Here is an 18,119-nt window from a genome sequence, read left to right as displayed (position 1 = left end):
TCCTTCCTATTCGCCCTTGAGCGTCGCCAGATAGGCGACGACGTCTTCGACCTGCTGGGCCGAAAGGATCGTCTTGCCCTGAAATTTCTCGGCCACGTCCACGCCGACATCCAGCGTGTAGAAGCCCGGCATGATGGTCTGCTCGCCGAAGATTTCCTTGGCGTTCGCGACGATCGCGCGGATCTGGCCCGGCTCCCATCGTTCGGCGACGCCATCGAGCGCCGGTCCGACATTACCGTGGAAGAGCTCGCTTTCGAGGTCCTGCACCATGTGGCAGGCAAGGCAGTTGCCGAGCCCGCGATTGGCGAAGACCTTGCGCCCCTCGACCGGGTCGCCCGGCTGACCGGTCAGCGAATCCGCCACCGCCATGTCCGCGAAGGACACATCGGCCGGGGCGGTTTCTGCAGCGAGTGCCAGCGGCGTCAGGGCCACGGACAATGCAAGGCTCAGCGCGAACGAACGCATCATGGACAAGGCTTCCTCCCGAATGTCGGCTTTGGGTAGCCGATCTGCTTCGATCCTGTCGACCCAGTAAAGCAGGACGGCGACATCAATTCAAGTATTGTTATTTTCGAATGTATTGTAGCAGTGCAATAATCTTGCTGCACTGCAGCAAGTCATTCGGTCGTTTCCATCGCCCCGCCGTCGGCCGCCAGCTTGCGCGCATGGTATTTCTGGAAGTGCTCGTCGCCCTCATAGCCCTTCTTGCGAACCCACTGGAACATATGCAGGAACGTCGACTTGCCGAAGGCGCCGGGCATGGTCGCGACAGCCGCCTCCCCGACGGTTCCGTCCTCCGGGGCAATTTCCGGCATGAACAGGATGGTCGGGGTGAAGACGACGCTCCAGCGGCGGGCCGCGGTCTTCTCCGACAGCAACGATCCGTCCAGATCGGTGACCTCCTCGTCGCCGAACATGTTGTACTGCACCACGTTGAAATTCGCCGTGATGTAGTCGCGCACCTGCGGATCGGACAGCACCTCCTCGTGCATCTTGCGGCAGTAGATGCAGCCGCGCTGCTCGAAGACGATGGCGAGGCGCTTGCCCTCCTCGCGGGCGGTCTCGATGTCCTCGGCGACGTCCCGGAACGACAGCGAGAACCAGGGCTGCTTGTGCAGGCCATCGTCGCCGATCTCGGCGGCGTGAGACAGCGTCATCGCGGCCAGAAACGCCACCAGCGACAGCATGAAGATCCGTGCCATATCGTCCTCCTCGACGTGCGATCATCCTTGGCGAGACCGACTGGAGGCCCCGCCTGCCCTGCATGCGCCCGCCGCCCCGGAGCGGCCGGCTTCCTTCTAGCCGATCGTCGCGAAGACCGGAAAGGTCTCGAGCAGCCAGTAGGAGATGGTGGCCATCTGTCCGGTGACGAACAGGATACCGGTGAACACCAGCGCGCCGCCCATGATCTTCTCGACCGTCGCCATGTGCCGGCGCATCCGTGCCGCGAAGGCCAGGAACCTTGTGGCGAAGGCGGCGGCCAGCAGGAACGGCACGCCGATCCCGATGGAATAGGTGGCCAGCAGCCCGGCGCCGCGCAAGGCGGTGTCCTGCGACCCGGCGACGAACAGGATTGCCGCCAGCACCGGCCCGACGCAAGGCGTCCAGCCGAAGGCGAAGGCGAGGCCGATGACATAGGCGCCGAGCGGCCCGGCGGGCTTCTGGGCGACGTTCACCCGCGCCTCGCGGTAGAGCAGCGACAGCCGGAAGACGCCGAGAAAGTGCAGGCCCATGATGATGATGATAATGCCGGCAACGACCGACAGGACATCGAACCATTGGGCGATCACCTGCCCGACCAGGCTCGCCGTGGCGCCGAGCGCGACGAAGACCGTGGTGAAACCGGCCACGAAGGCCAGCGAGGCCAGCATGATCTGCCGCGCCACGGCCGGTTCGGTGCCGCGTTCGCGAACCTGGTCGAAGCTCAGCCCGGCCAGATAGGCGAGATAGGGCGGAACGATCGGCAACACGCAGGGCGAGACGAAGCTGAGAAGCCCCGCCAGCAGTGCGGCGCCATAGCCGACATCGAGCATTTGGACGTTTCCGATTGCGAACTTATCTGAGGCCAGCAACGGTCGCCGGCTTGCTCCGGCGGGATCCGGCCATTAGATAGAAGAATGCATATGTTATCATCTATTGCAATTCCACTGACCGGGCGCCCGCGCCGCCCCGTTGGGCGATTCGGACGGTCGATCGTGGCCGCGGTCTTCGCATGGACGCTGCTGGGTGTGACCGCAAGCCCGTCCCTTGCCGCCGAACTCCTAATGCTGGAGCGGCCCGGCTGCATCTGGTGCGCGCGCTTCGACGCCGAGATCGCGCCGGCCTATCCGAAGACCGAGGCCGGCCGCACCGCGCCGCTGCGCCGGGTCGATGTCAGCGAGCCGTGGCCGGACGATCTGCAGCATATTGCACCGGAGCGGGTGACACCGACCTTCATTCTGGTCGACAATGACCGGGAGATCGCGCGGCTGCGCGGCTATCCCGGGGAAGACTTCTTCTGGGGCCTTCTCGACGACATGCTGGCCGACCTGCCGGCCAGGACCGCGGCTTCGCACGCACCGACCCGACCGAGCGAGTGACTTGAGCAATCTGACCAACTGGGCCGTTCCCAAATTCGATCCCTCGACCTCTCCGGAGGAGACCGAGGCGTTCTTCGCCCAGGCCCGAAAGGCGAGCGATCTCCTGAAGGCGATGTCGCACGAAACGCGGCTCGTCATCCTGTGCCTGTTGTCGGAGAAAGAGCGCTCCGTCGGCGACATCGAGTCGATCCTGTCGATGCCCCAGGCGGCGGTGTCGCAGCAGCTCGCCCGGCTGCGCTTCGACCGGCTGGTCAAGACGCGGCGCGAGGGGCGCACGGTCTATTACAGCCTCGCCAGCGAGGAGGTCACGTCGCTGATCGGGACGCTGTACGAATTGTTCTGCGCGCCCGTCAGAGGCGCGCCGGACGCGCCGCGCTGAGCGTCTTCGGCGGGTGAGTAGCCCGCCGGGTACGACGGCGATCGGCTTGTAAGCGCTGCGGGCCGGGCATAGGCTCGCAGATGGATGCGCCCCTCGGGCGCTCGGGAGGCACCGACATGCTGGTGGAAAGCGGCCTTGCGCTGCCGCTGGCGGGACTGCTCGCCGGCACGGCGATGGGCTATGTCGCCCGCAGACATCATTTCTGCACCCTCTCGGCGCTGGAACGACGCTGGTACGCCGGCGACGACAACGGCCTGCGCGCCTGGGGCCTCGCCATTCTCGTCGCTATCCTGCTCACCCAGCTTCTCGTCCTTGCCGGGCAGTTCACCCCGGAGCAGAGCTTCTATCTCACCCCCGCCTTCGGCTGGACCGGGGCGATCCTCGGCGGCCTCGCCTTCGGTGTCGGCATGGCACTGGTCGGCACCTGCGGCTTCGGCGCGCTGGTGCGGCTGGGTGGCGGCTCGCTGCGCGGGCTGGTGGTCATCATCGTTCTCGGCCTGTCGGCTCTCGCCGCCCAGCGCGGCATTCTGGCGCTCGGCCGCGTCGCCCTCGTCGATTCGCAGGCCTACGACCTGACCCGGCTCGGGGCGCCCGACCAGACGCTCGGCGCCGTCGCCAGCGCGCTTGCCGGCCGCGACCTCAGATGGCTGATGAGCCTCGTCGTCCTCGCGGCGCTCGGCACCTGGGTCTTCCGCTCCGCCAGTTTCCGCGCCGACCGCGGCAAGCTCCTCGCCGGCATCGTCATCGGCGCGGCCGTGGCCTTCGGCTGGCTGGCGACGACGCATGTCGCCGGCCTCTCCTTCGCGCCGGTGCAGGTGGAAAGCGCCTCCTTCGTGGTACCGCCCGGCGACCTGATCTTGCAGATCGTCGCCTATACCGGCGTCCTCCCCGATTACGGCGTCGGGCTCGTCCTCGGCGTGGTCATCGGCGCGGCGCTTGCCGCCTGGCGTCGCGGCGATGTGCGCTGGGAAGCCTGCGACGACGCCCGCGAGCTGTCGCGGCACCTCGTCGGCGCCATGCTGATGGGGGTGGGCGGCGTGTTCTCGCTGGGCTGCACGATCGGCCAGGGCATCTCGGCCGCCTCGTTGCTCACCATCTCGGCGCCGATCGTGCTGATCTCGATCGCCATCGGCGCGCGGCTGGGCCTCGCCTATATTCTCGAAGGCTCGATCCGCCACGCCTTCCGCGGCATCGAGCGGCGGCCGGCCGAATAGCTCACGCTTCCGGCACGAAGCGATAGGCGTTTCCGTCCGCCTCGACACGGCCCAGCCCGCCCTGCGGCAGGTGGAAGCCGACGAAGCGCAGCCTGTCGGCCGCCAGGCGGTCGAGCAGACGGCGGCGGGTCGCCGCGCCCATCTCGGGGTCCTGGTCGGCGCCCCATGGCAGATCCGGCCGTGCGAAAGAGACCGGGTCGTTGGAGATGGCGTCGCCGACCACCATCGCCGGCGCATCGAGGCCGTGCAGCACGAAGGCGCAATGGCCCGGCGTGTGCCCGAACGCCGCCATCGCCTCGACGCCGGCAACGGGCTCGGAACCGGCGTCGAACAGCGTGGTCCTCTCTTCGATGGCATCGAAGCGGCTGCGCGCCCCGACCACGAAGCTCTGCCGCTCCTCCGGCAATCCGGTCAGCGCCGCCTCGGAGCGCCAGAAATCCCACTCGGTGCGACAGACGTGAAAGGCCGCCCCGGGAAAGGCGACCTCGTCGAAATCGTCGAGGACGCCCCAGATGTGATCGGGATGGGCGTGGGTGAAGATGACGTCGGTGATCGCGCCGGGGTCGATGCCCGCCGCGTCGAGACTGTCCGGCAGGCGGCCGGCGCTCGGCATGAAGTTCGGGCCGGAGCCGGCATCGAACAGGACCAGACGCTCGCCGCTGCGGTAAAGGGTCAGATTGCAGGGCGGCGTCAGCACCGCCCCCTCGCCCGTCGCCGGAAGACCGAGTTGCCCGCGATCCTCGTCCGGCAGGCGGGACAGGAGAAACGACGCCGGCAGTTCCAGATGACCGTCGCTGAGTGTCGCCAGCGGATCGGCCGGCGATGCCGCGCGGACCGTACCCCCGGCCGCGATCGCGCCGGCCAGGGCGGCCCCGCCAACCATCAGATTGCGTCGCGTGATCATGGCATCCTCCCGTCAAACCCGTTGGCCGCATTCATACATGCGCTTTTCACGATGTATAGGCGTCGAGAGAGGGCCGAGCCCGCGTGCGTTGCCCTGGCCGTCGCGGGGCAAAGGCGCGAAACGCCTGCGCCGGCAGCTTCCGCGCACGCCGCAGAACAGCGACTGAACGTCTGAGAGAATGATCGGGAAATCGTGCGCTCGACGAAGACTAACACCGTCTTCGGAGAAGTGCTGGTCGGAGTGGCAGGATTCGAACCTGCGACCCCCTCGTCCCGAACGAGGTGCGCTACCAGGCTGCGCTACACTCCGTGACCTGCGCCGCGGTGTATAGCGACGGTGTCCTTCGCCTGCAAGCGCAGATCACGCATTCTGTCGTGCAAATTTCGCATTTTCCGCCGGCGGTGCCGGCAAGGTGATCGCGGCTTCCCGGTCGGGCCCCGGACGGCTCAGGTTCCGGCCTCGTTCCGGCTGCATTCGGCGCAGCGGCCGTTGATCTCGATCGAGGTGCGCACCGGCCGGAACCCTTCCGATTCCGCCCAGCCCTGCAGCCTCTCGCAGATCACATCGTCGGAGAATTCCCAGACGCGGGCGCAGGATTCGCAGATGCCAAAGGCGATCATGGCGCTGCCGTGATGTTCGCCCGGATGGGTGCAGGCGACGAAAGCCTTGCGGCTGTCGATCCGGTGGATCAGGCCGCAATCGATCAGCTTGTCGAGGGCGCGATAGACCTGCAGCGGCGCGCGAAACCCCTCGTCGCGCAGACGATCGAGGATGGTGTAGGCGCTCAGCGGTTCGTCCGCCCCGTCGAGCGTGTCGAAGACGAGGCTCTGGTTGCGGGTGAGATTCGGTCGGGCGCTCATCGCGATGCCTCCGCGGCCGGGTCGCGCGCTGCGCCGCGCAGCGGCCAAGGCAGCAGGCTGACAAGGAACAGGACGAGCGCGGCGACGACGATGGACGGGCCCGACGGCGTGTCGAAATGCAGCGAGCCGAAGAGGCCGCCCGCCGCCGCCGCCGCGCCGATTCCGGCGGCCAGCAGCGCCATCAGCTCCGGCGTCGCGGCGAAGCGCCGGGCGGTGGCGGCGGGGATGATCAGCAGCGAGGTGATCAGCAGGATGCCGACGATCTTCATGGCGATGGCGATGACCAGCGCCATCAGCAGCATGAACAGGAAGCGGGTCCGCTCGGGCGAAAGGCCCTCGGCCTCGGCGAGCTCCGAACTGACCGTCGACGCCAGCAGCGGGCGCCACAGGAACAGCATGCTGACGAGAATCACCACCCCACCGAGATAGATCGCCAGGAGATCGACGCGGGAGACGGCAAGAATGTCGCCGAAGAGGAAGCCCATCAAATCGATCCGCACCCAGGTCATGAAGGCGATCAGCACCAGTCCGAGGGCGAGCGTGGAATGGGACAGGATGCCCAGCAGCGCATCGGTGGAGAGCCCGCCACGCCGCTGCAGGAGGACCAGCGCGGCGGCGACGATCGCGGCGACGCCGAAAACGCCCAGCATCAGGTCGATCTCGAAGGCAGTGGAGAGGGCGACGCCGAGCAGCGCCGAATGGGCCATGGTGTCGCCGAAATAGGCCATGCGCCGCCAGACGACGAAGCAGCCGAGCGGGCCCGCGACCAGCGCGATGCCGATGCCGGCGAGCACCGCGCGGACGAAGAAATCATCGAGCATCGACGGGCTCCTTGCTAGTCGTGCCCGCGTTCTCGGCTTCGGCCGGTGACGCGTGCGGCCCGTGGTGATGATGGTCATGGCCGGCGTGGTGATCGTGCGCGCCACGGTGCCCGGTGACGGGGGTGCATTCGTCGCCGATGGTGCCGTCGGCGAAGCGCACCCGCCCGTCGGGCAGATGGGCATGATCGTGATGATGGGCGTAGATCGCCAGCGTCTCGGCGGCGCGGGGTCCGAACATGCGCTGATAGGCCGGCGAGGACGCGACCGACTGGGGCGAGCCCTGGCAGCAGACATGGCCGTTGAGGCAGACCACCGTGTCGGTCTTGGCCATCACCACGTGCAGGTCGTGGGAGACCAGCAGGATGCCGCAGCCCTCGCTGTCCCGGATGTCGGAGATCAAATCGTAGAGTGCCACCTCGCCGGAAAAGTCGACGCCCTGCACCGGTTCGTCGAGGACCAGGAGATCGGGCTTGCGCAGCATGGCGCGGGCCAGCAGCGCCCGCTGGAACTCGCCACCGGACAGGTGATGCACTTCCGAGCGTGCCAGATGCCCGATGCCGACGCGCGCCAGCGCCGCCTCGACGGCGGACCGCGTGGCCGGTTTGGTCAGGGTCATCAGCCGTTCGACGCTCAGCGGCAGGGTCCAGTCGATGGACAGCTTCTGGGGGACATAGCCGATGGTCAGCTTCGCGGCGCGGCGCACCGTGCCCTCGTCCGGGGTCAGCACGCCGATGGCGCTGCGGGCCGTCGTCGACTTGCCGGAGCCGTTCGGCCCGATCAGCGTGACGATCTCGCCGCGCCGCAAGGTCAGGTCGATGCCGCGCACCAGCCAGCGGCCGGACCGGCGCACGCCGACCCCCCGCATTTCAACCAGGGCGTTCGGTTCCGTCGGAGGCTGGTGGCGCATGCGATACCTGCGAATGAGGGCTTGTCGGGCGATATGGCAGACGTTATAGCATTACGCAAGCCAGACGTTATGACATAACATATCGCTCCGTTTTGACACTGGAAGGTTCTCCCATGCGCATGCTTCGCCTCCTGCTTCTCGCCAGCGCCACGTCGCTGGCCTCCTTCGCGCCGGCACAGGCCGAGGCGCCCAAGGTCATTGCGTCGATCAAGCCGGTCCATTCGCTCGTCTCGTCGGTCATGGCGGGCGTCGGCGAGCCGACGCTGCTGGTCGCGGGTTCGGCGTCGCCGCATACCTACGCCATGAAGCCGTCGGATGCCGCAGCCCTGCAGGACGCCGACATCGTCTTCTGGGTCGGCGATGCGCTGGAGACGTTCCTCGTCAAGCCGATCGGAACGATGGCGAGCGACGCCACCAGCGTTGAACTGGTCGACACGCCGGGCCTGGAAACACTGCCCTTCCGCGAGGGCGGTCCGTTCGAGGAGCATGAGGATGAGGGAGACGACAAGGCCGGGCATGAGGGCCGTGAGCATGGCGAGACCGGCCATGAAGACCATGCGCAGGCCGACGGCGACCACAAGGACGGAGGGCACGCCGGGGAAGTGGATGCTCATGCCGGTCACGAGGGCGACCATCGCGCGGATGCGCATGACCACGGTCATGGCGAGCTGGACATGCATGTCTGGCTCGACCCGCTGAATGCCCGCGCCATGACCGCGCATATTGCCAGCGTCCTGGCGGATGCCGACCCCGAGAACGCCGCCACGTACCAGGAAAATGCCAAAGAGCTCGACGCGCGGCTGGCAGGGCTGATCGCCGAGATCGACGGGCAGCTCGCCGAGGTCCGCGGCACGCCCTTTATCGTCTTCCACGACGCCTACCAGTATTTCGAGCACCGCTTCGACGTGAAGGCGGCGGGCTCGATCACCGTCAGCCCCGATCGGCTTCCGGGCGCCCAGCGGATCGCCGAGATCCAGGCGAAGGTGCGCGACAGCCGCGCTGCCTGCGTCTTCGCCGAACCCCAGTTCGAGCCGCAGCTCGTCGACGTGGCGATCGAGGGATCGGCGGCGCGTTCCGGCGTGCTCGACCCGGAAGGCGCAGACATCCCCGAGGGGCCGGAGCTGTATTTCACCCTGATCGGCAATCTGGCCGGCTCGCTGCGGAGTTGCCTCGCGGGCGAATAGACCGACCAATCCGCGGCCGCGCCACGAGGCGGCCGCAGACCGGACGTCGTCAGCCGGCGAAGGCGGCAGCCCGCTTGTCGAAAAAGGCGCCGACGCCCTCACGGGCATCGGCCGTCTCCCAGGTGTCGGCCAGCCGGCGGGCGGTCTCCTGCAGCGTCGCATCGTCGATGACCGGACCCAGCGACCGGGCCAGGGCCTTCGACGCCGCCACCGCGGCGGGCGAGCAGGCGAGATAGGGCGTCACTTCGGCTGCAATCGCGGTATCCAGCTCGTCCGCCGGAACCGCCTTTGCCAGCAGCCCGAGATCGACAGCCTCGGCCGCGCCGAACAGCCGGGCCGACATGAAGACCCGGCGGGCCCGGCCCTCGCCCATGCGGACCAGGACGTAGGGCGAGATCGTCGCCGGGATCAGGCCGAGCTTCGCCTCGGTGAAGGCAAAGCGCGCCGCGTCGCTGGCGATGGCGACGTCGCAGACCGAGATCAGCCCGAGACCCCCGCCGAAGGCCTGGCCGTTGATCCGGCCGATAAGGGGTTTGGGCAATTCGTTCAGCGCCCTGAGCATGCCGGCGAGTTTCATCGCCTCGGCGATGCGGTCCTCGCGGGTGGCGGCGAACTGGGCCTTCATCCAGTTCAGATCGGCGCCGGCCGAAAAGCTGCGCCCTTCGCCGGTCAGGACGACCACCCGCACCGCCGGATCACCCCCGAGCTGGCGCGCCGCCGCGTGCAATTCGCCGATCATCGCCGCATCCATGGCGTTGTGGCGCTCGGACCGCGTCAGGGTGAGCGTCGCGACGCCCCTCTCGTCGGTGTCGATGCGGATCGTGTCGGTCATGGTGTCTCCCCGACCCTGCCGGCCGTCATGCGATCAGGCGTCCGCGGGCTCGGCCGGCCGCAGCGTGCGGGCGAAGGCGGCGGCCTCTGCCAGCGCGGCGGGGTCCAGCCCGGTTTCGAAGCCGCGCTCCCGCAGCAGCGCGTCGACCTTCAGCGTGTCGACATTGCCCTTGGCGCCGGGCGCATAGGGACAGCCGCCCAGTCCGCCGACGGCGGCATCGAAGGTTCGCAGGCCGAATTCCAGGCTGGCGGCGATGTTATCGAGCGCCCGGTTGATGGTGTCGTGGTAGTGCCCGGCGATCCGCCCGGCCGGCGCGACGTCCAGCACCGCCGTCAGCATCGCGGCGATGGTCTCGGGCGTGCCATGGCCGATCGTGTCGCCGAGCGAGACCTCGTAGCAACCCATGGCGAGCAGCGCCTCGGTAACGGCGGCCACTGCGCCCGGTGCAACCGGTCCCTCATAGGGGCAGTCGGTGACACAGGAGACATAGCCGCGCACCGGTACCCCCGCGGCCCTCGCCGCCTCCGCCACCGGGCGGAACCGTTCGAGGCTCTCGGCGATCGAACAATTGATGTTCTTGCGGCTGAAGCTCTCCGAGGCCGCACCGAAGATCGCCACTTCGTCGGCTTTCGCCGCGCGCGCCGCCTCGAAGCCGCGCAGGTTGGGCGTGAGCGCCGTATAGGCGATGCCCGGCCGCCGGGCGATGCCGGCCAGCACGCTTGCTGCATCGGCCAGTTGCGGCACCCATTTCGGCGAAACGAAGCTGGTCACCTCGATCTTGGCGAAACCGCAGGCGGACAGGAGGTCGACGAGCCGGATCTTGTCGTCCGTGGCGATCAGGCGCTTTTCGTTCTGCAGCCCGTCGCGCGGGCTCATCTCGAAGAGGGTGATGTCGGTCATGACGGCTCAAAATAGCGTTCGCGCGTATAGATGCGATGGGCCGCATCCGGGGCCGGCAGCGCGGCACGGAAGGCCGGCCGCTCGGACAAACGCGCATAATAGGCCGCGACCTGCGGAAACGCGGCGAGGTCGGTGAACAGCCGCGCGATGTGGATGCTGTAGCCGACCCCGACATCCACCGCCGAGAAGCCGGACGCCAGCAGGTGGTCGCGGCCCTCCAGCCGGTCCGCGACAACGCCGAGCGCCTTTTCCAGACGCCGCGTCTCCAGCTTGACGAGGGTCGGCGATTGCAACGCCGGATCGGTGATAACGAGGATCTGCTGGGTCAGGCTCGCCACATGCACCGAGACGGTCTCGGCATAATGCAGCCATTGCAGCCATTCGGCCCGTTCCGGCGTGCCGGGCGCCCGCCAAAGGCCGGAGTCGCGGCCATGGGTCTCACAGAGATATTCGGCGATGGCGCCGCTTTCGAACAAAGTCACCGGCCCGTCGATCAGAGCCGGCACCCGGCCCAAAGGATGGACCGCAAGGTAGGCGGGATCGCGCAACTCGCGGCCGAAAGGATGGACGATCACGTCCGCGTCCAGCCCCAGCTCGTGGATCAGCCAGAGCGAGCGCATCGAGCGCGCCTCGTGGCAATGGTGGAGGGTGAGGGTCATCCGGCCTCCGGTTCCAGCGCCAGAAGCAGCGCGCCATCCTCGACCTGATCGCCCTCGGCCACCAGCAGTTCGGCGACCTTGCCGTCGCGCGGGCTCTTCAGCGTGTGCTCCATCTTCATGGCCTCGAGCACGATCAGCGCCTCGCCCTTCGTCACCATGGCGCCGGCCTTCACGGCCACCAGCTTGACCAGACCCGGCATCGGGGCGGCGACGCGGTCGCCGCCGGCGCCCTCGTCGGCATGGGCCATGGCGCTGTAATCGGCGAAACGATGGGCCGCCCCGTTGAGGAAGACGGTCAATGCGTCGGGCTCACGGGAAATTGCGGCGCCGAAGACGCGGCCATCGGCCTCGATGCGGATCGTGTCGCCGCCGGGAGATTCGGCCAGCACCAGCTCCAAAGCCTCCCCCTCGGCTGCGACCGAGAAGCGACCCCTGCCGAGATCGGAGACGATGAGGTCACGGCGGGTGTTCCCCTCGCCTTCGAAGCGCGCGGCCTGCCGGGCAACGCCCCAGGCGCGAAAGCCGCGCAGGCGTGCCCAGGGATCGGCGTCCCGATCGCCTGACTCGTCGCCGGCTGCCGGGACATGGCCGAGCTGCGCCAGCGCGGCGATTGCCGCGGCTTCGGTGGAGCGGCCTTCCGGCGCGGTCAGCGCCTCCTGGTCGCGGCCGATCAGGCCGGTGTCGACGTCGCCGGCGGCGAAACCCGCATGGCTTGCCAGCCGCGACAGGAAGGCGACATTGGTCACCGACCCGGCAATGCGGGTTTCGGCCAGCGCGGCGCGCAGCAGCCCCAGGGCACTGGCGCGGTCGGGCCCGTGGACGATCAACTTGGCGATCATCGGGTCGTAATGCGGAGTGATCCGGTCGCCTTCCCGCACTCCCGTATCGATGCGGGCGCCGGTCGCCGGAAACCGCAGATGGGTCAGCGTGCCGGTCGCCGGCAGGAAGCCGCGCGCCGCATCCTCGGCATAGATCCGCCCCTCGAAGGCGTGGCCGTCGATCGCCAGATCGGACTGGGCGAAGGGCAACGGCTCGCCGGAGGCGACGCGCAATTGCAGCTCGACCAGATCCAGCCCGGTGATCGCCTCGGTGACCGGATGCTCGACCTGCAGGCGGGTGTTCATCTCCATGAACCAGAACCGGTCCGGCCGCAGCCCGTCGGACGCGTCGACAATGAACTCGATCGTGCCGGCGCCGGCATAACCGATCGCCTTGGCCGCCGTGACCGCCGCCTCGCCCATGGCGGCGCGCATCTCGTCCGGCATGCCCGGCGCCGGGGCTTCCTCGATCACCTTCTGGTGGCGCCGCTGCAGCGAACAGTCGCGCTCGAAGAGATGCACCGCGTTTCCGTGGCTGTCGCCAAAGACCTGGATCTCGATATGCCGCGGCTTCTCGACATATTTCTCGATCAGGCAGTGGGGATCGCCGAAGGACGCCTCCCCTTCCCGCCTCGCCCCCTCCAGCGCGGCGCGGAACTCCACCGGATCGTCGACCCGGCGCATGCCCTTGCCGCCGCCGCCGGCGCGCGCCTTGATCAGCACCGGATAGCCGATCCGGTCGGCCTCGCCGGCCAGAAACTCGGGGTCCTGCTCGTCGCCGTGATAGCCGGGCACCACCGGAACGCCGGCCTCGTGCATCAGCCGCTTGGCGGCATCCTTCAGGCCCATAGCCCGGATCGCCGAAGCCGACGGACCGACGAAGATCAGCTCCGCCGCCGTGACGGCGTCGACGAAATCCGGGTTCTCGGACAGGAAACCATAGCCCGGGTGAATGGCGTCCGCGCCGGTGCGGCGGGCGGCTTCGATGATCCGGTCACCGCGCAGATAGCTGTCGGCCACCGCCGCGGGGCCGATCCGCACCGCCTCGTCGGCCATGGCGACATGCATCGCATCGCGATCGGCGTCGGAGAACACAGCGACGGTACGGATGCCAAGCCGCTTCGCCGTGCGGATCACCCGGCAGGCGATTTCACCACGATTGGCGATGAGGAGAGATCGGATTGGTGCAGGCATCATGCGATCTCCGGCAGATTGGACCAGCTATTATTCAGTGCGCGCGCCGCCGCGTCAGCCAAGTTAGCGCCGAATGCCATTTCCACAGAGAGACGATTCCGCCCGGCACCCACACCGAGGCTTTCGAGCATCGTCTCGTCGAGCTGCAGAATGACCGGGTGTTTCATCGTCGCTTCCGATGTCAGATCACATCCGGAACAGGCCGAACCGGGTCTCCGGGATCGGCACGTTCAGCGAGGCCGAGAGCGACAGGGCCAGGATCTCGCGGGTCCTGGCAGGATTGACGATGCCGTCGTCCCAGAGGCGTGCGGAAGCGTAGAGCGGATGGCTCTGGCGCTCGAACATCTCGATCGTCGGGCGCTTGAACTCGGCTTCCTCCTCGGCCGACCATTCGCCGCCGTGCCGCTCGATGCCGTCGCGTTTCACCGTCGCCAGCACGCCGGCCGCCTGCTCGCCGCCCATCACGGCGATGCGGCTGTTCGGCCAGGTCCACAGGAAACGTGGGCTGTAGGCCCGCCCGCACATGCCGTAATTGCCGGCGCCATAGGAGCCGCCGATCAGCATGGTCACCTTGGGCACCGAAGTGGTGGCCACGGCGGTGACCAGCTTGGCGCCATGCTTGGCGATGCCGCCGGCCTCATAGGCGCGGCCGACCATGAAGCCGGTGATGTTCTGCAGGAAGACCAGCGGGATCCTGCGCTGCGAGCAGAGCTCGACGAAATGCGCACCCTTCACGGCGCTCTCGGCGAAGAGCACGCCGTTGTTGGCAACGATGCCGACCGGGATGCCGCAGACATGGGCGAAGCCGCAGACCAGCGTCGGCCCGTAGCGCGCCTTGAACTCGTCGAAGCGCGAGCCGTCGACGATGCGGGCGATGGCCTCGCGCACGTCGTAGGGCGTCTTCGGATCGGCCGGCACGATGCCGAGCAGTTCGTCCGGATCGTAGGCCGGCGCCTCGGGCGCCTGCAGTTCCACCGTGAACGGCTTCGGCCGGTTCAGATTGGCGACGGCGCGGCGGGCGAGTTCCAGCGCGTGGAGATCGTCGTTGGCCAGATGGTCGGCGACGCCGGACAGCCGCGTATGAACGTCGCCGCCGCCCAGATCCTCGGCCGAGACCACCTCGCCCGTGGCCGCCTTCACCAGCGGCGGGCCGGCGAGAAAGATCGTGCCCTGGTTGCGCACGATGATGGTCTCGTCGCTCATCGCCGGCACATAGGCGCCGCCGGCGGTGCAGGAGCCCATGACGACGGCGATCTGAGGAATGCCCTTCGCGGACATCTGCGCCTGATTGTAGAAGATGCGGCCGAAATGGTCGCGATCCGGGAAGACCTCGTCCTGGTTCGGCAGATTGGCGCCGCCGGAATCGACCAGATAGACGCAGGGCAGGCCGTTCTGCTCGGCGATCTCCTGGGCCCTGAGATGCTTCTTCACCGTGGTGGGAAAGTAGGTCCCGCCCTTCACCGTGGCGTCGTTGGCGAGCACCATCACCTCGCGGCCCGCCACCCGGCCGATGCCGGCGATCATGCCGGCAGCCGGCACCGCGTCGTCATAGAGCCCGTGGGCGGCGAACAGGCCGACCTCCAGAAAGGGCGAGCCGGGATCGAGCAGGCCCTCCACCCGGTCGCGCGGCAGCAGCTTGCCGCGTGACAGATGCCGCTCGCGGGCCCTGTCGCCGCCGCCCGCCATGGCGGCCTCGGCGGCCACCTCGACCGCCTGCATCTGCCGGGCCATGGCCTCGCGATTGGCCGCGAAGGCGTCCGAGCGCGGCGAGATGGACGAGGTGAGGACCGCCACCTACGCGGTCTCCCGGAACAGTTCGCGGCCGATCAGCATGCGGCGGATCTCCGACGTGCCGGCGCCGATCTCGTAGAGCTTGGCGTCGCGCAGCAGCCGGCCGGTCGGATAGTCGTTGATATAGCCGTTGCCGCCCAGCGCCTGGATTGCCTCCAGCGCCATCTGGGTCGCCTTCTCGGCGGCATAGAGGATGCAACCGGCGGCGTCCTTGCGGCTGGTCTCGCCACGATCGCAGGCCGCCGCTACCGCGTAGACATAGGCCCGGCAGGCATTCATCGTGACATACATGTCGGCGAGCTTGCCCTGCATCAGCTGGAACTCGCCGATCGGCTGGCCGAACTGCTCGCGCTCGTGGACATAGGGCACGACGACGTCGAGGCAGGCGGCCATGATGCCGAGGGGGCCGGCGGAGAGCACCACGCGCTCGTAGTCGAGGCCGCTCATCAGCACCTTTGCGCCGCCGCCCTCCTCGCCGAGGATGTTCTCGTAGGGCACCTCGCAATCCTGGAACACCAGTTCGCAGGTGTTGGAGCCGCGCATGCCGAGCTTGTCGAGCTTCTGGGCGGTCGAGAAGCCGGCCATGTCCTTCTCGATCAGGAAGGCGGTGATGCCGCGCGGGCCGGCATCCGGATCGGTCTTGGCGTAGACGATCAGGGTCGAGGCGTCGGGACCGTTGGTGATCCACATCTTGGTGCCGTTGAGGACGAAGCGGTCGTTGCGCTTGTCGGCCCGCAGCTTCATGCCGACAACGTCCGAGCCGGCGCCGGATTCCGACATGGCGAGCGATCCGACATGCTCGCCCGAGACGAGCTTCGGCAGATATTTCGCCTTCTGCTCGGCAGTGCCGTTGCGCCGGATTTGGTTGACGCAGAGATTGGAATGGGCGCCGTAGGACAGGCCCACCGAGGCCGAGGCGCGGGAGATCTCCTCGATGGCGACGCAATGGGCGAGATAGCCCATGGCCGAGCCGCCATATTCCTCCTCCACCGTGACGCCGAGGAGCCCGAGGGCGCCGAGCTCCTTCCAGAGTTCGTTGGGGAATTCGTTGGTCCGGTCGATCTCCGACGCGCGGGGGGCGATCCGCTCCTGCGCGAAGCGGCGCACCATGTCGCGCAGCGCGTCGATCTCCTCGCCAAGCGCGAAATTCATGCTCTTGTCGAACATCGTCCTGTTCCTCCCTGACCCCGACCGTCCTGAGGACGGGCGTTCGGGATCGACCGCGAATCGTGCCGATCTCATCCCGGCTGCCGGCATTGGCGGCGAAGGTCTCCCCTCCCCGTGCGAAGGTCAACTCGCCAGCCGGTCGCAGCGACCGCCATGCGTCATCCGGCGGGCCCGGCCCGACGCCGGCTCGCGCCCCGCCAGCAACCGGCCAGTCGTGGTGCAGATTGATATTGCTGCATTGCAATATTGCGCTGCATTATCGCACGGAGGGACAATATAGGACAGACGTCGAAGCCGGTTCATCCGAAAGTACTATAGTCGAAAACCGCGGACTCGTGGACGATGCGCGTCATCCGGCGGGATCTGGGGCGGACGATCGACATGTCGTGCTGTCTGCCGCTACGGCCGGAATGGGATAATCGGGAGGTGACCAATGGCATTTTACAAGGACGGATGGACCCGTCGTCGACTGCTGACGACCGGCGCCGGCATCACGGCCGGTCTCGCCATGCCGCATGTCTTCACGCGCGGGGCCTGGGCGCAGGATCAGGCATTCTGCAACAACCCGTCCGGTGGCACCGTGACGCTCGGCTTCAACGTGCCGCAGTCCGGTCCGTATGCGGATGAAGGCGCCGACGAGCTGCGCGCCTTCCAGCTGGCGGTCAAGCACCTGAACGGCGAAGGCGACGGCGGCATGTTGTCGACGATGCAGCCGTCCAACCTCAAGGGCAACGGCATCCTGGGCAAGAAGGTCGCGTTCGTGACCGGCGACACCCAGACCAAGTCCGACGCGGCCCGCGCCTCGGCCAAGCGCATGATCGAGGCCGACAAGGCGATCATGATCTCCGGCGGCTCGTCCTCGGGCGTCGCCGTTGCGGTGCAGTCGCTCTGCCAGGACATGGGCGTGATGTTCATGGCCGGCCTGACCCACTCCAACGACACCACCGGCAAGGACAAGCGGCGCTACGGCTTCCGCCACTTCTTCAACGCCTACATGTCCGGCCAGGCGCTCGGCCCGATCCTCGCCGAGGAATATGGCAAGGACCGCCGCGCCTACCATCTGACCGCCGACTACACCTGGGGCTGGACCCAGGAAGAGTCGATCAAGAACGCCACCGAAGGGCTGGGCTGGGAGACGGTGGAGGCCGTTCGCACCCCGCTCGGCGCCGGCGACTTCTCGCAGTATCTGACGCCGGTCCTGAATTCGGGCGCCGACGTCCTGATCCTGAACCATTACGGCGGCGACATGGTCAATTCGCTGCGCCAGGCCGTCACCCAGTTCGACATGCGCTCCAAGCAGGTCAACGGCAAGGACTTCCAGATCGTCGTGCCGCTGTTCTCCGAGCTGATGGCACAGGGTGCGGGCGAGGCCGTGAAGGGCATCCTGGGCACCGCCAACTGGGACTGGAAGCTCGACAACGCCGCCACCAAGGCGTTCTCGAAGTCCTTCGGCGAGGAATACGGCAGCCCGCCGTCGCAGGCCGCCCACACCTGCTACGTCCAGACGCTGCTCTACGCCAACGCCGCCGAGACCGCCGGCACCTTCTATCCGCCGGAGCTGATCAAGGCGCTGGAAGGCTTCGAGTTCGACGGCATGGGCAATGGCCCGACGCTCTACCGCGCCGAGGACCACCAGTGCTTCAAGGACGTGCTGGTGGTGCGCGGCAAGCAGGAGCCGACCAACCAGTTCGACCTGATGGAGATCGTCAAGGTCGTGCCGCGCGACGACGTGACCTACGACGCGTCGATCTTCGGCGGCGAGCTCGGTCCCTACGACGCCAAGGAATGCTGATCGCATCCTGACCCGATCAGGTCGCCGGCAGACATGCCGGCGACCGTCCAGCATCGCAGACATCAAGACGACAGGCGCCGGCCCAGCGGGCGACGGCGACACGAGGCAATCGAACTGC

Annotated in this window: 19 protein-coding genes and 1 tRNA gene; 5 read left to right on the top strand and 15 right to left on the bottom strand. The window is 67.8% G+C overall.

What is annotated here, in order from left to right:
* Nucleotides 1-6: 6 nt before the first annotated feature.
* The 3 genes from soxX to H536_RS0114310 form a co-directional block, all read right to left on the bottom strand.
* Nucleotides 7-465 (bottom strand): sulfur oxidation c-type cytochrome SoxX, encoded by a 459-nt coding sequence (gene soxX, locus H536_RS0114320; RefSeq protein ID WP_029703298.1) that lies wholly within the window; start codon nucleotides 463-465, stop codon nucleotides 7-9.
* A 152-nt stretch (nucleotides 466-617) separates the two neighbouring features.
* A complete protein-coding gene (locus H536_RS0114315) occupies nucleotides 618-1,202 on the bottom strand; it encodes a thioredoxin family protein (RefSeq protein ID WP_024351134.1) in 585 nt (194 codons plus the stop codon).
* Between the two features lie 96 nt (nucleotides 1,203-1,298).
* Entirely contained in the window at nucleotides 1,299-2,033 is a 735-nt protein-coding gene (locus tag H536_RS0114310; RefSeq protein ID WP_024351133.1) for a cytochrome c biogenesis CcdA family protein, read from the bottom strand.
* A 162-nt stretch (nucleotides 2,034-2,195) separates the two neighbouring features.
* Between H536_RS0114310 and H536_RS0114305 the strand changes: the two genes are divergently transcribed.
* The 3 genes from H536_RS0114305 (at nucleotide 2,196) to H536_RS0114295 (ending at nucleotide 4,172) form a co-directional block, all read left to right on the top strand.
* On the top strand, nucleotides 2,196-2,579 hold the full coding sequence (locus tag H536_RS0114305) for a thioredoxin domain-containing protein (RefSeq protein ID WP_024351132.1): 384 nt from the start codon (nucleotides 2,196-2,198) through the stop codon (nucleotides 2,577-2,579).
* 1 nt (nucleotide 2,580) lies between these two features.
* Complete coding sequence (locus tag H536_RS0114300) at nucleotides 2,581-2,958, top strand: ArsR/SmtB family transcription factor (protein ID WP_024351131.1); 378 nt, start codon at nucleotides 2,581-2,583, stop codon at nucleotides 2,956-2,958.
* Between the two features lie 80 nt (nucleotides 2,959-3,038).
* The gene (locus tag H536_RS0114295; RefSeq protein ID WP_029703294.1) at nucleotides 3,039-4,172 is read left to right on the top strand and encodes a YeeE/YedE family protein; all 1,134 of its coding nucleotides are present in this window, start codon (nucleotides 3,039-3,041) and stop codon (nucleotides 4,170-4,172) included.
* 1 nt (nucleotide 4,173) lies between these two features.
* Here H536_RS0114295 and H536_RS0114290 read toward each other — a convergent pair whose 3' ends face one another.
* The 5 genes from H536_RS0114290 to H536_RS0114270 all read right to left on the bottom strand — a co-directional run bounded on the left by H536_RS0114290 (nucleotide 4,174) and on the right by H536_RS0114270 (nucleotide 7,664).
* The gene (locus H536_RS0114290; RefSeq protein WP_024351129.1) at nucleotides 4,174-5,076 is read right to left on the bottom strand and encodes an MBL fold metallo-hydrolase; all 903 of its coding nucleotides are present in this window, start codon (nucleotides 5,074-5,076) and stop codon (nucleotides 4,174-4,176) included.
* A gap of 232 nt (nucleotides 5,077-5,308) precedes the next feature.
* A tRNA-Pro gene (locus tag H536_RS0114285) sits at nucleotides 5,309-5,385 on the bottom strand.
* Between the two features lie 137 nt (nucleotides 5,386-5,522).
* Complete coding sequence (locus H536_RS0114280; protein WP_024351128.1) at nucleotides 5,523-5,936, bottom strand: Fur family transcriptional regulator; 414 nt, start codon at nucleotides 5,934-5,936, stop codon at nucleotides 5,523-5,525.
* Nucleotides 5,933-6,757, bottom strand: a complete 825-nt coding sequence (locus tag H536_RS0114275; RefSeq protein ID WP_024351127.1) for a metal ABC transporter permease — start codon at nucleotides 6,755-6,757, stop codon at nucleotides 5,933-5,935. The genes H536_RS0114280 and H536_RS0114275 overlap by 4 nt, the downstream gene beginning before the upstream one ends.
* Nucleotides 6,747-7,664, bottom strand: a complete 918-nt coding sequence (locus tag H536_RS0114270) for an ATP-binding cassette domain-containing protein (protein ID WP_024351126.1) — start codon at nucleotides 7,662-7,664, stop codon at nucleotides 6,747-6,749. The genes H536_RS0114275 and H536_RS0114270 overlap by 11 nt, the downstream gene beginning before the upstream one ends.
* A gap of 113 nt (nucleotides 7,665-7,777) precedes the next feature.
* On the opposite strand from H536_RS0114270, the gene H536_RS0114265 reads away from it, so the two are divergent.
* Nucleotides 7,778-8,848: a zinc ABC transporter substrate-binding protein gene (locus H536_RS0114265; RefSeq protein ID WP_024351125.1), complete on the top strand. Its 1,071-nt coding sequence runs from the start codon at nucleotides 7,778-7,780 to the stop codon at nucleotides 8,846-8,848.
* 49 nt (nucleotides 8,849-8,897) lie between these two features.
* Here H536_RS0114265 and H536_RS0114260 read toward each other — a convergent pair whose 3' ends face one another.
* Genes H536_RS0114260 through H536_RS0114230 form a run of 7 tightly spaced genes read right to left on the bottom strand, consistent with a single transcriptional unit; the run spans nucleotide 8,898 to nucleotide 16,194 of the window.
* Nucleotides 8,898-9,680: a crotonase/enoyl-CoA hydratase family protein gene (locus H536_RS0114260; RefSeq protein WP_024351124.1), complete on the bottom strand. Its 783-nt coding sequence runs from the start codon at nucleotides 9,678-9,680 to the stop codon at nucleotides 8,898-8,900.
* Nucleotides 9,681-9,713: 33 nt separating this feature from the next.
* Nucleotides 9,714-10,580 (bottom strand): hydroxymethylglutaryl-CoA lyase, encoded by an 867-nt coding sequence (locus H536_RS0114255; protein WP_024351123.1) that lies wholly within the window; start codon nucleotides 10,578-10,580, stop codon nucleotides 9,714-9,716.
* Nucleotides 10,577-11,239: a glutathione S-transferase family protein gene (locus H536_RS0114250; protein WP_024351122.1), complete on the bottom strand. Its 663-nt coding sequence runs from the start codon at nucleotides 11,237-11,239 to the stop codon at nucleotides 10,577-10,579. The genes H536_RS0114255 and H536_RS0114250 overlap by 4 nt, the downstream gene beginning before the upstream one ends.
* A complete protein-coding gene (locus H536_RS0114245; protein WP_202814815.1) occupies nucleotides 11,236-13,254 on the bottom strand; it encodes an acetyl-CoA carboxylase biotin carboxylase subunit in 2,019 nt (672 codons plus the stop codon). Before H536_RS0114245 ends, H536_RS0114250 begins: the two co-directional genes overlap by 4 nt.
* On the bottom strand, nucleotides 13,251-13,418 hold the full coding sequence (locus H536_RS24435; protein ID WP_155898498.1) for a hypothetical protein: 168 nt from the start codon (nucleotides 13,416-13,418) through the stop codon (nucleotides 13,251-13,253). The genes H536_RS0114245 and H536_RS24435 overlap by 4 nt, the downstream gene beginning before the upstream one ends.
* 19 nt (nucleotides 13,419-13,437) lie before the next feature.
* Nucleotides 13,438-15,045, bottom strand: a complete 1,608-nt coding sequence (locus H536_RS0114235; protein WP_024351120.1) for a carboxyl transferase domain-containing protein — start codon at nucleotides 15,043-15,045, stop codon at nucleotides 13,438-13,440.
* The gene (locus tag H536_RS0114230) at nucleotides 15,046-16,194 is read right to left on the bottom strand and encodes an isovaleryl-CoA dehydrogenase (protein WP_483213128.1); all 1,149 of its coding nucleotides are present in this window, start codon (nucleotides 16,192-16,194) and stop codon (nucleotides 15,046-15,048) included.
* A 448-nt stretch (nucleotides 16,195-16,642) separates the two neighbouring features.
* On the opposite strand from H536_RS0114230, the gene H536_RS0114225 reads away from it, so the two are divergent.
* Complete coding sequence (locus tag H536_RS0114225) at nucleotides 16,643-18,001, top strand: substrate-binding protein (RefSeq protein ID WP_024351118.1); 1,359 nt, start codon at nucleotides 16,643-16,645, stop codon at nucleotides 17,999-18,001.
* The last annotated feature ends 118 nt before the right edge of the window (nucleotides 18,002-18,119 follow it).

The sequence above is a fragment of the Aurantimonas coralicida DSM 14790 genome (assembly GCF_000421645.1).
GTDB lineage: Bacteria > Pseudomonadota > Alphaproteobacteria > Rhizobiales > Rhizobiaceae > Aurantimonas > Aurantimonas coralicida.
The sequence above is the reverse complement of the archived record's forward strand: the minus strand, read 5'-3'. Positions and strand labels throughout refer to the sequence as shown.

Coding starts and splice junctions, on each gene's coding strand:
- soxX (WP_029703298.1), bottom strand. CDS start 465: ATGCGTTCGTTCGCGCTGAGCCTTGCATTGTCCGTGGCCCTGACGCCG.
- H536_RS0114315 (WP_024351134.1), bottom strand. CDS start 1,202: ATGGCACGGATCTTCATGCTGTCGCTGGTGGCGTTTCTGGCCGCGATG.
- H536_RS0114310 (WP_024351133.1), bottom strand. CDS start 2,033: ATGCTCGATGTCGGCTATGGCGCCGCACTGCTGGCGGGGCTTCTCAGC.
- H536_RS0114295 (WP_029703294.1), top strand. CDS start 3,039: ATGGATGCGCCCCTCGGGCGCTCGGGAGGCACCGACATGCTGGTGGAA.
- H536_RS0114290 (WP_024351129.1), bottom strand. CDS start 5,076: ATGATCACGCGACGCAATCTGATGGTTGGCGGGGCCGCCCTGGCCGGC.
- H536_RS0114280 (WP_024351128.1), bottom strand. CDS start 5,936: ATGAGCGCCCGACCGAATCTCACCCGCAACCAGAGCCTCGTCTTCGAC.
- H536_RS0114275 (WP_024351127.1), bottom strand. CDS start 6,757: ATGCTCGATGATTTCTTCGTCCGCGCGGTGCTCGCCGGCATCGGCATC.
- H536_RS0114270 (WP_024351126.1), bottom strand. CDS start 7,664: ATGCGCCACCAGCCTCCGACGGAACCGAACGCCCTGGTTGAAATGCGG.
- H536_RS0114265 (WP_024351125.1), top strand. CDS start 7,778: ATGCGCATGCTTCGCCTCCTGCTTCTCGCCAGCGCCACGTCGCTGGCC.
- H536_RS0114260 (WP_024351124.1), bottom strand. CDS start 9,680: ATGACCGACACGATCCGCATCGACACCGACGAGAGGGGCGTCGCGACG.
- H536_RS0114255 (WP_024351123.1), bottom strand. CDS start 10,580: ATGACCGACATCACCCTCTTCGAGATGAGCCCGCGCGACGGGCTGCAG.
- H536_RS0114250 (WP_024351122.1), bottom strand. CDS start 11,239: ATGACCCTCACCCTCCACCATTGCCACGAGGCGCGCTCGATGCGCTCG.
- H536_RS0114245 (WP_202814815.1), bottom strand. CDS start 13,254: ATGATGCCTGCACCAATCCGATCTCTCCTCATCGCCAATCGTGGTGAA.
- H536_RS24435 (WP_155898498.1), bottom strand. CDS start 13,418: ATGAAACACCCGGTCATTCTGCAGCTCGACGAGACGATGCTCGAAAGC.
- H536_RS0114230 (WP_483213128.1), bottom strand. CDS start 16,194: ATGAATTTCGCGCTTGGCGAGGAGATCGACGCGCTGCGCGACATGGTG.
- H536_RS0114225 (WP_024351118.1), top strand. CDS start 16,643: ATGGCATTTTACAAGGACGGATGGACCCGTCGTCGACTGCTGACGACC.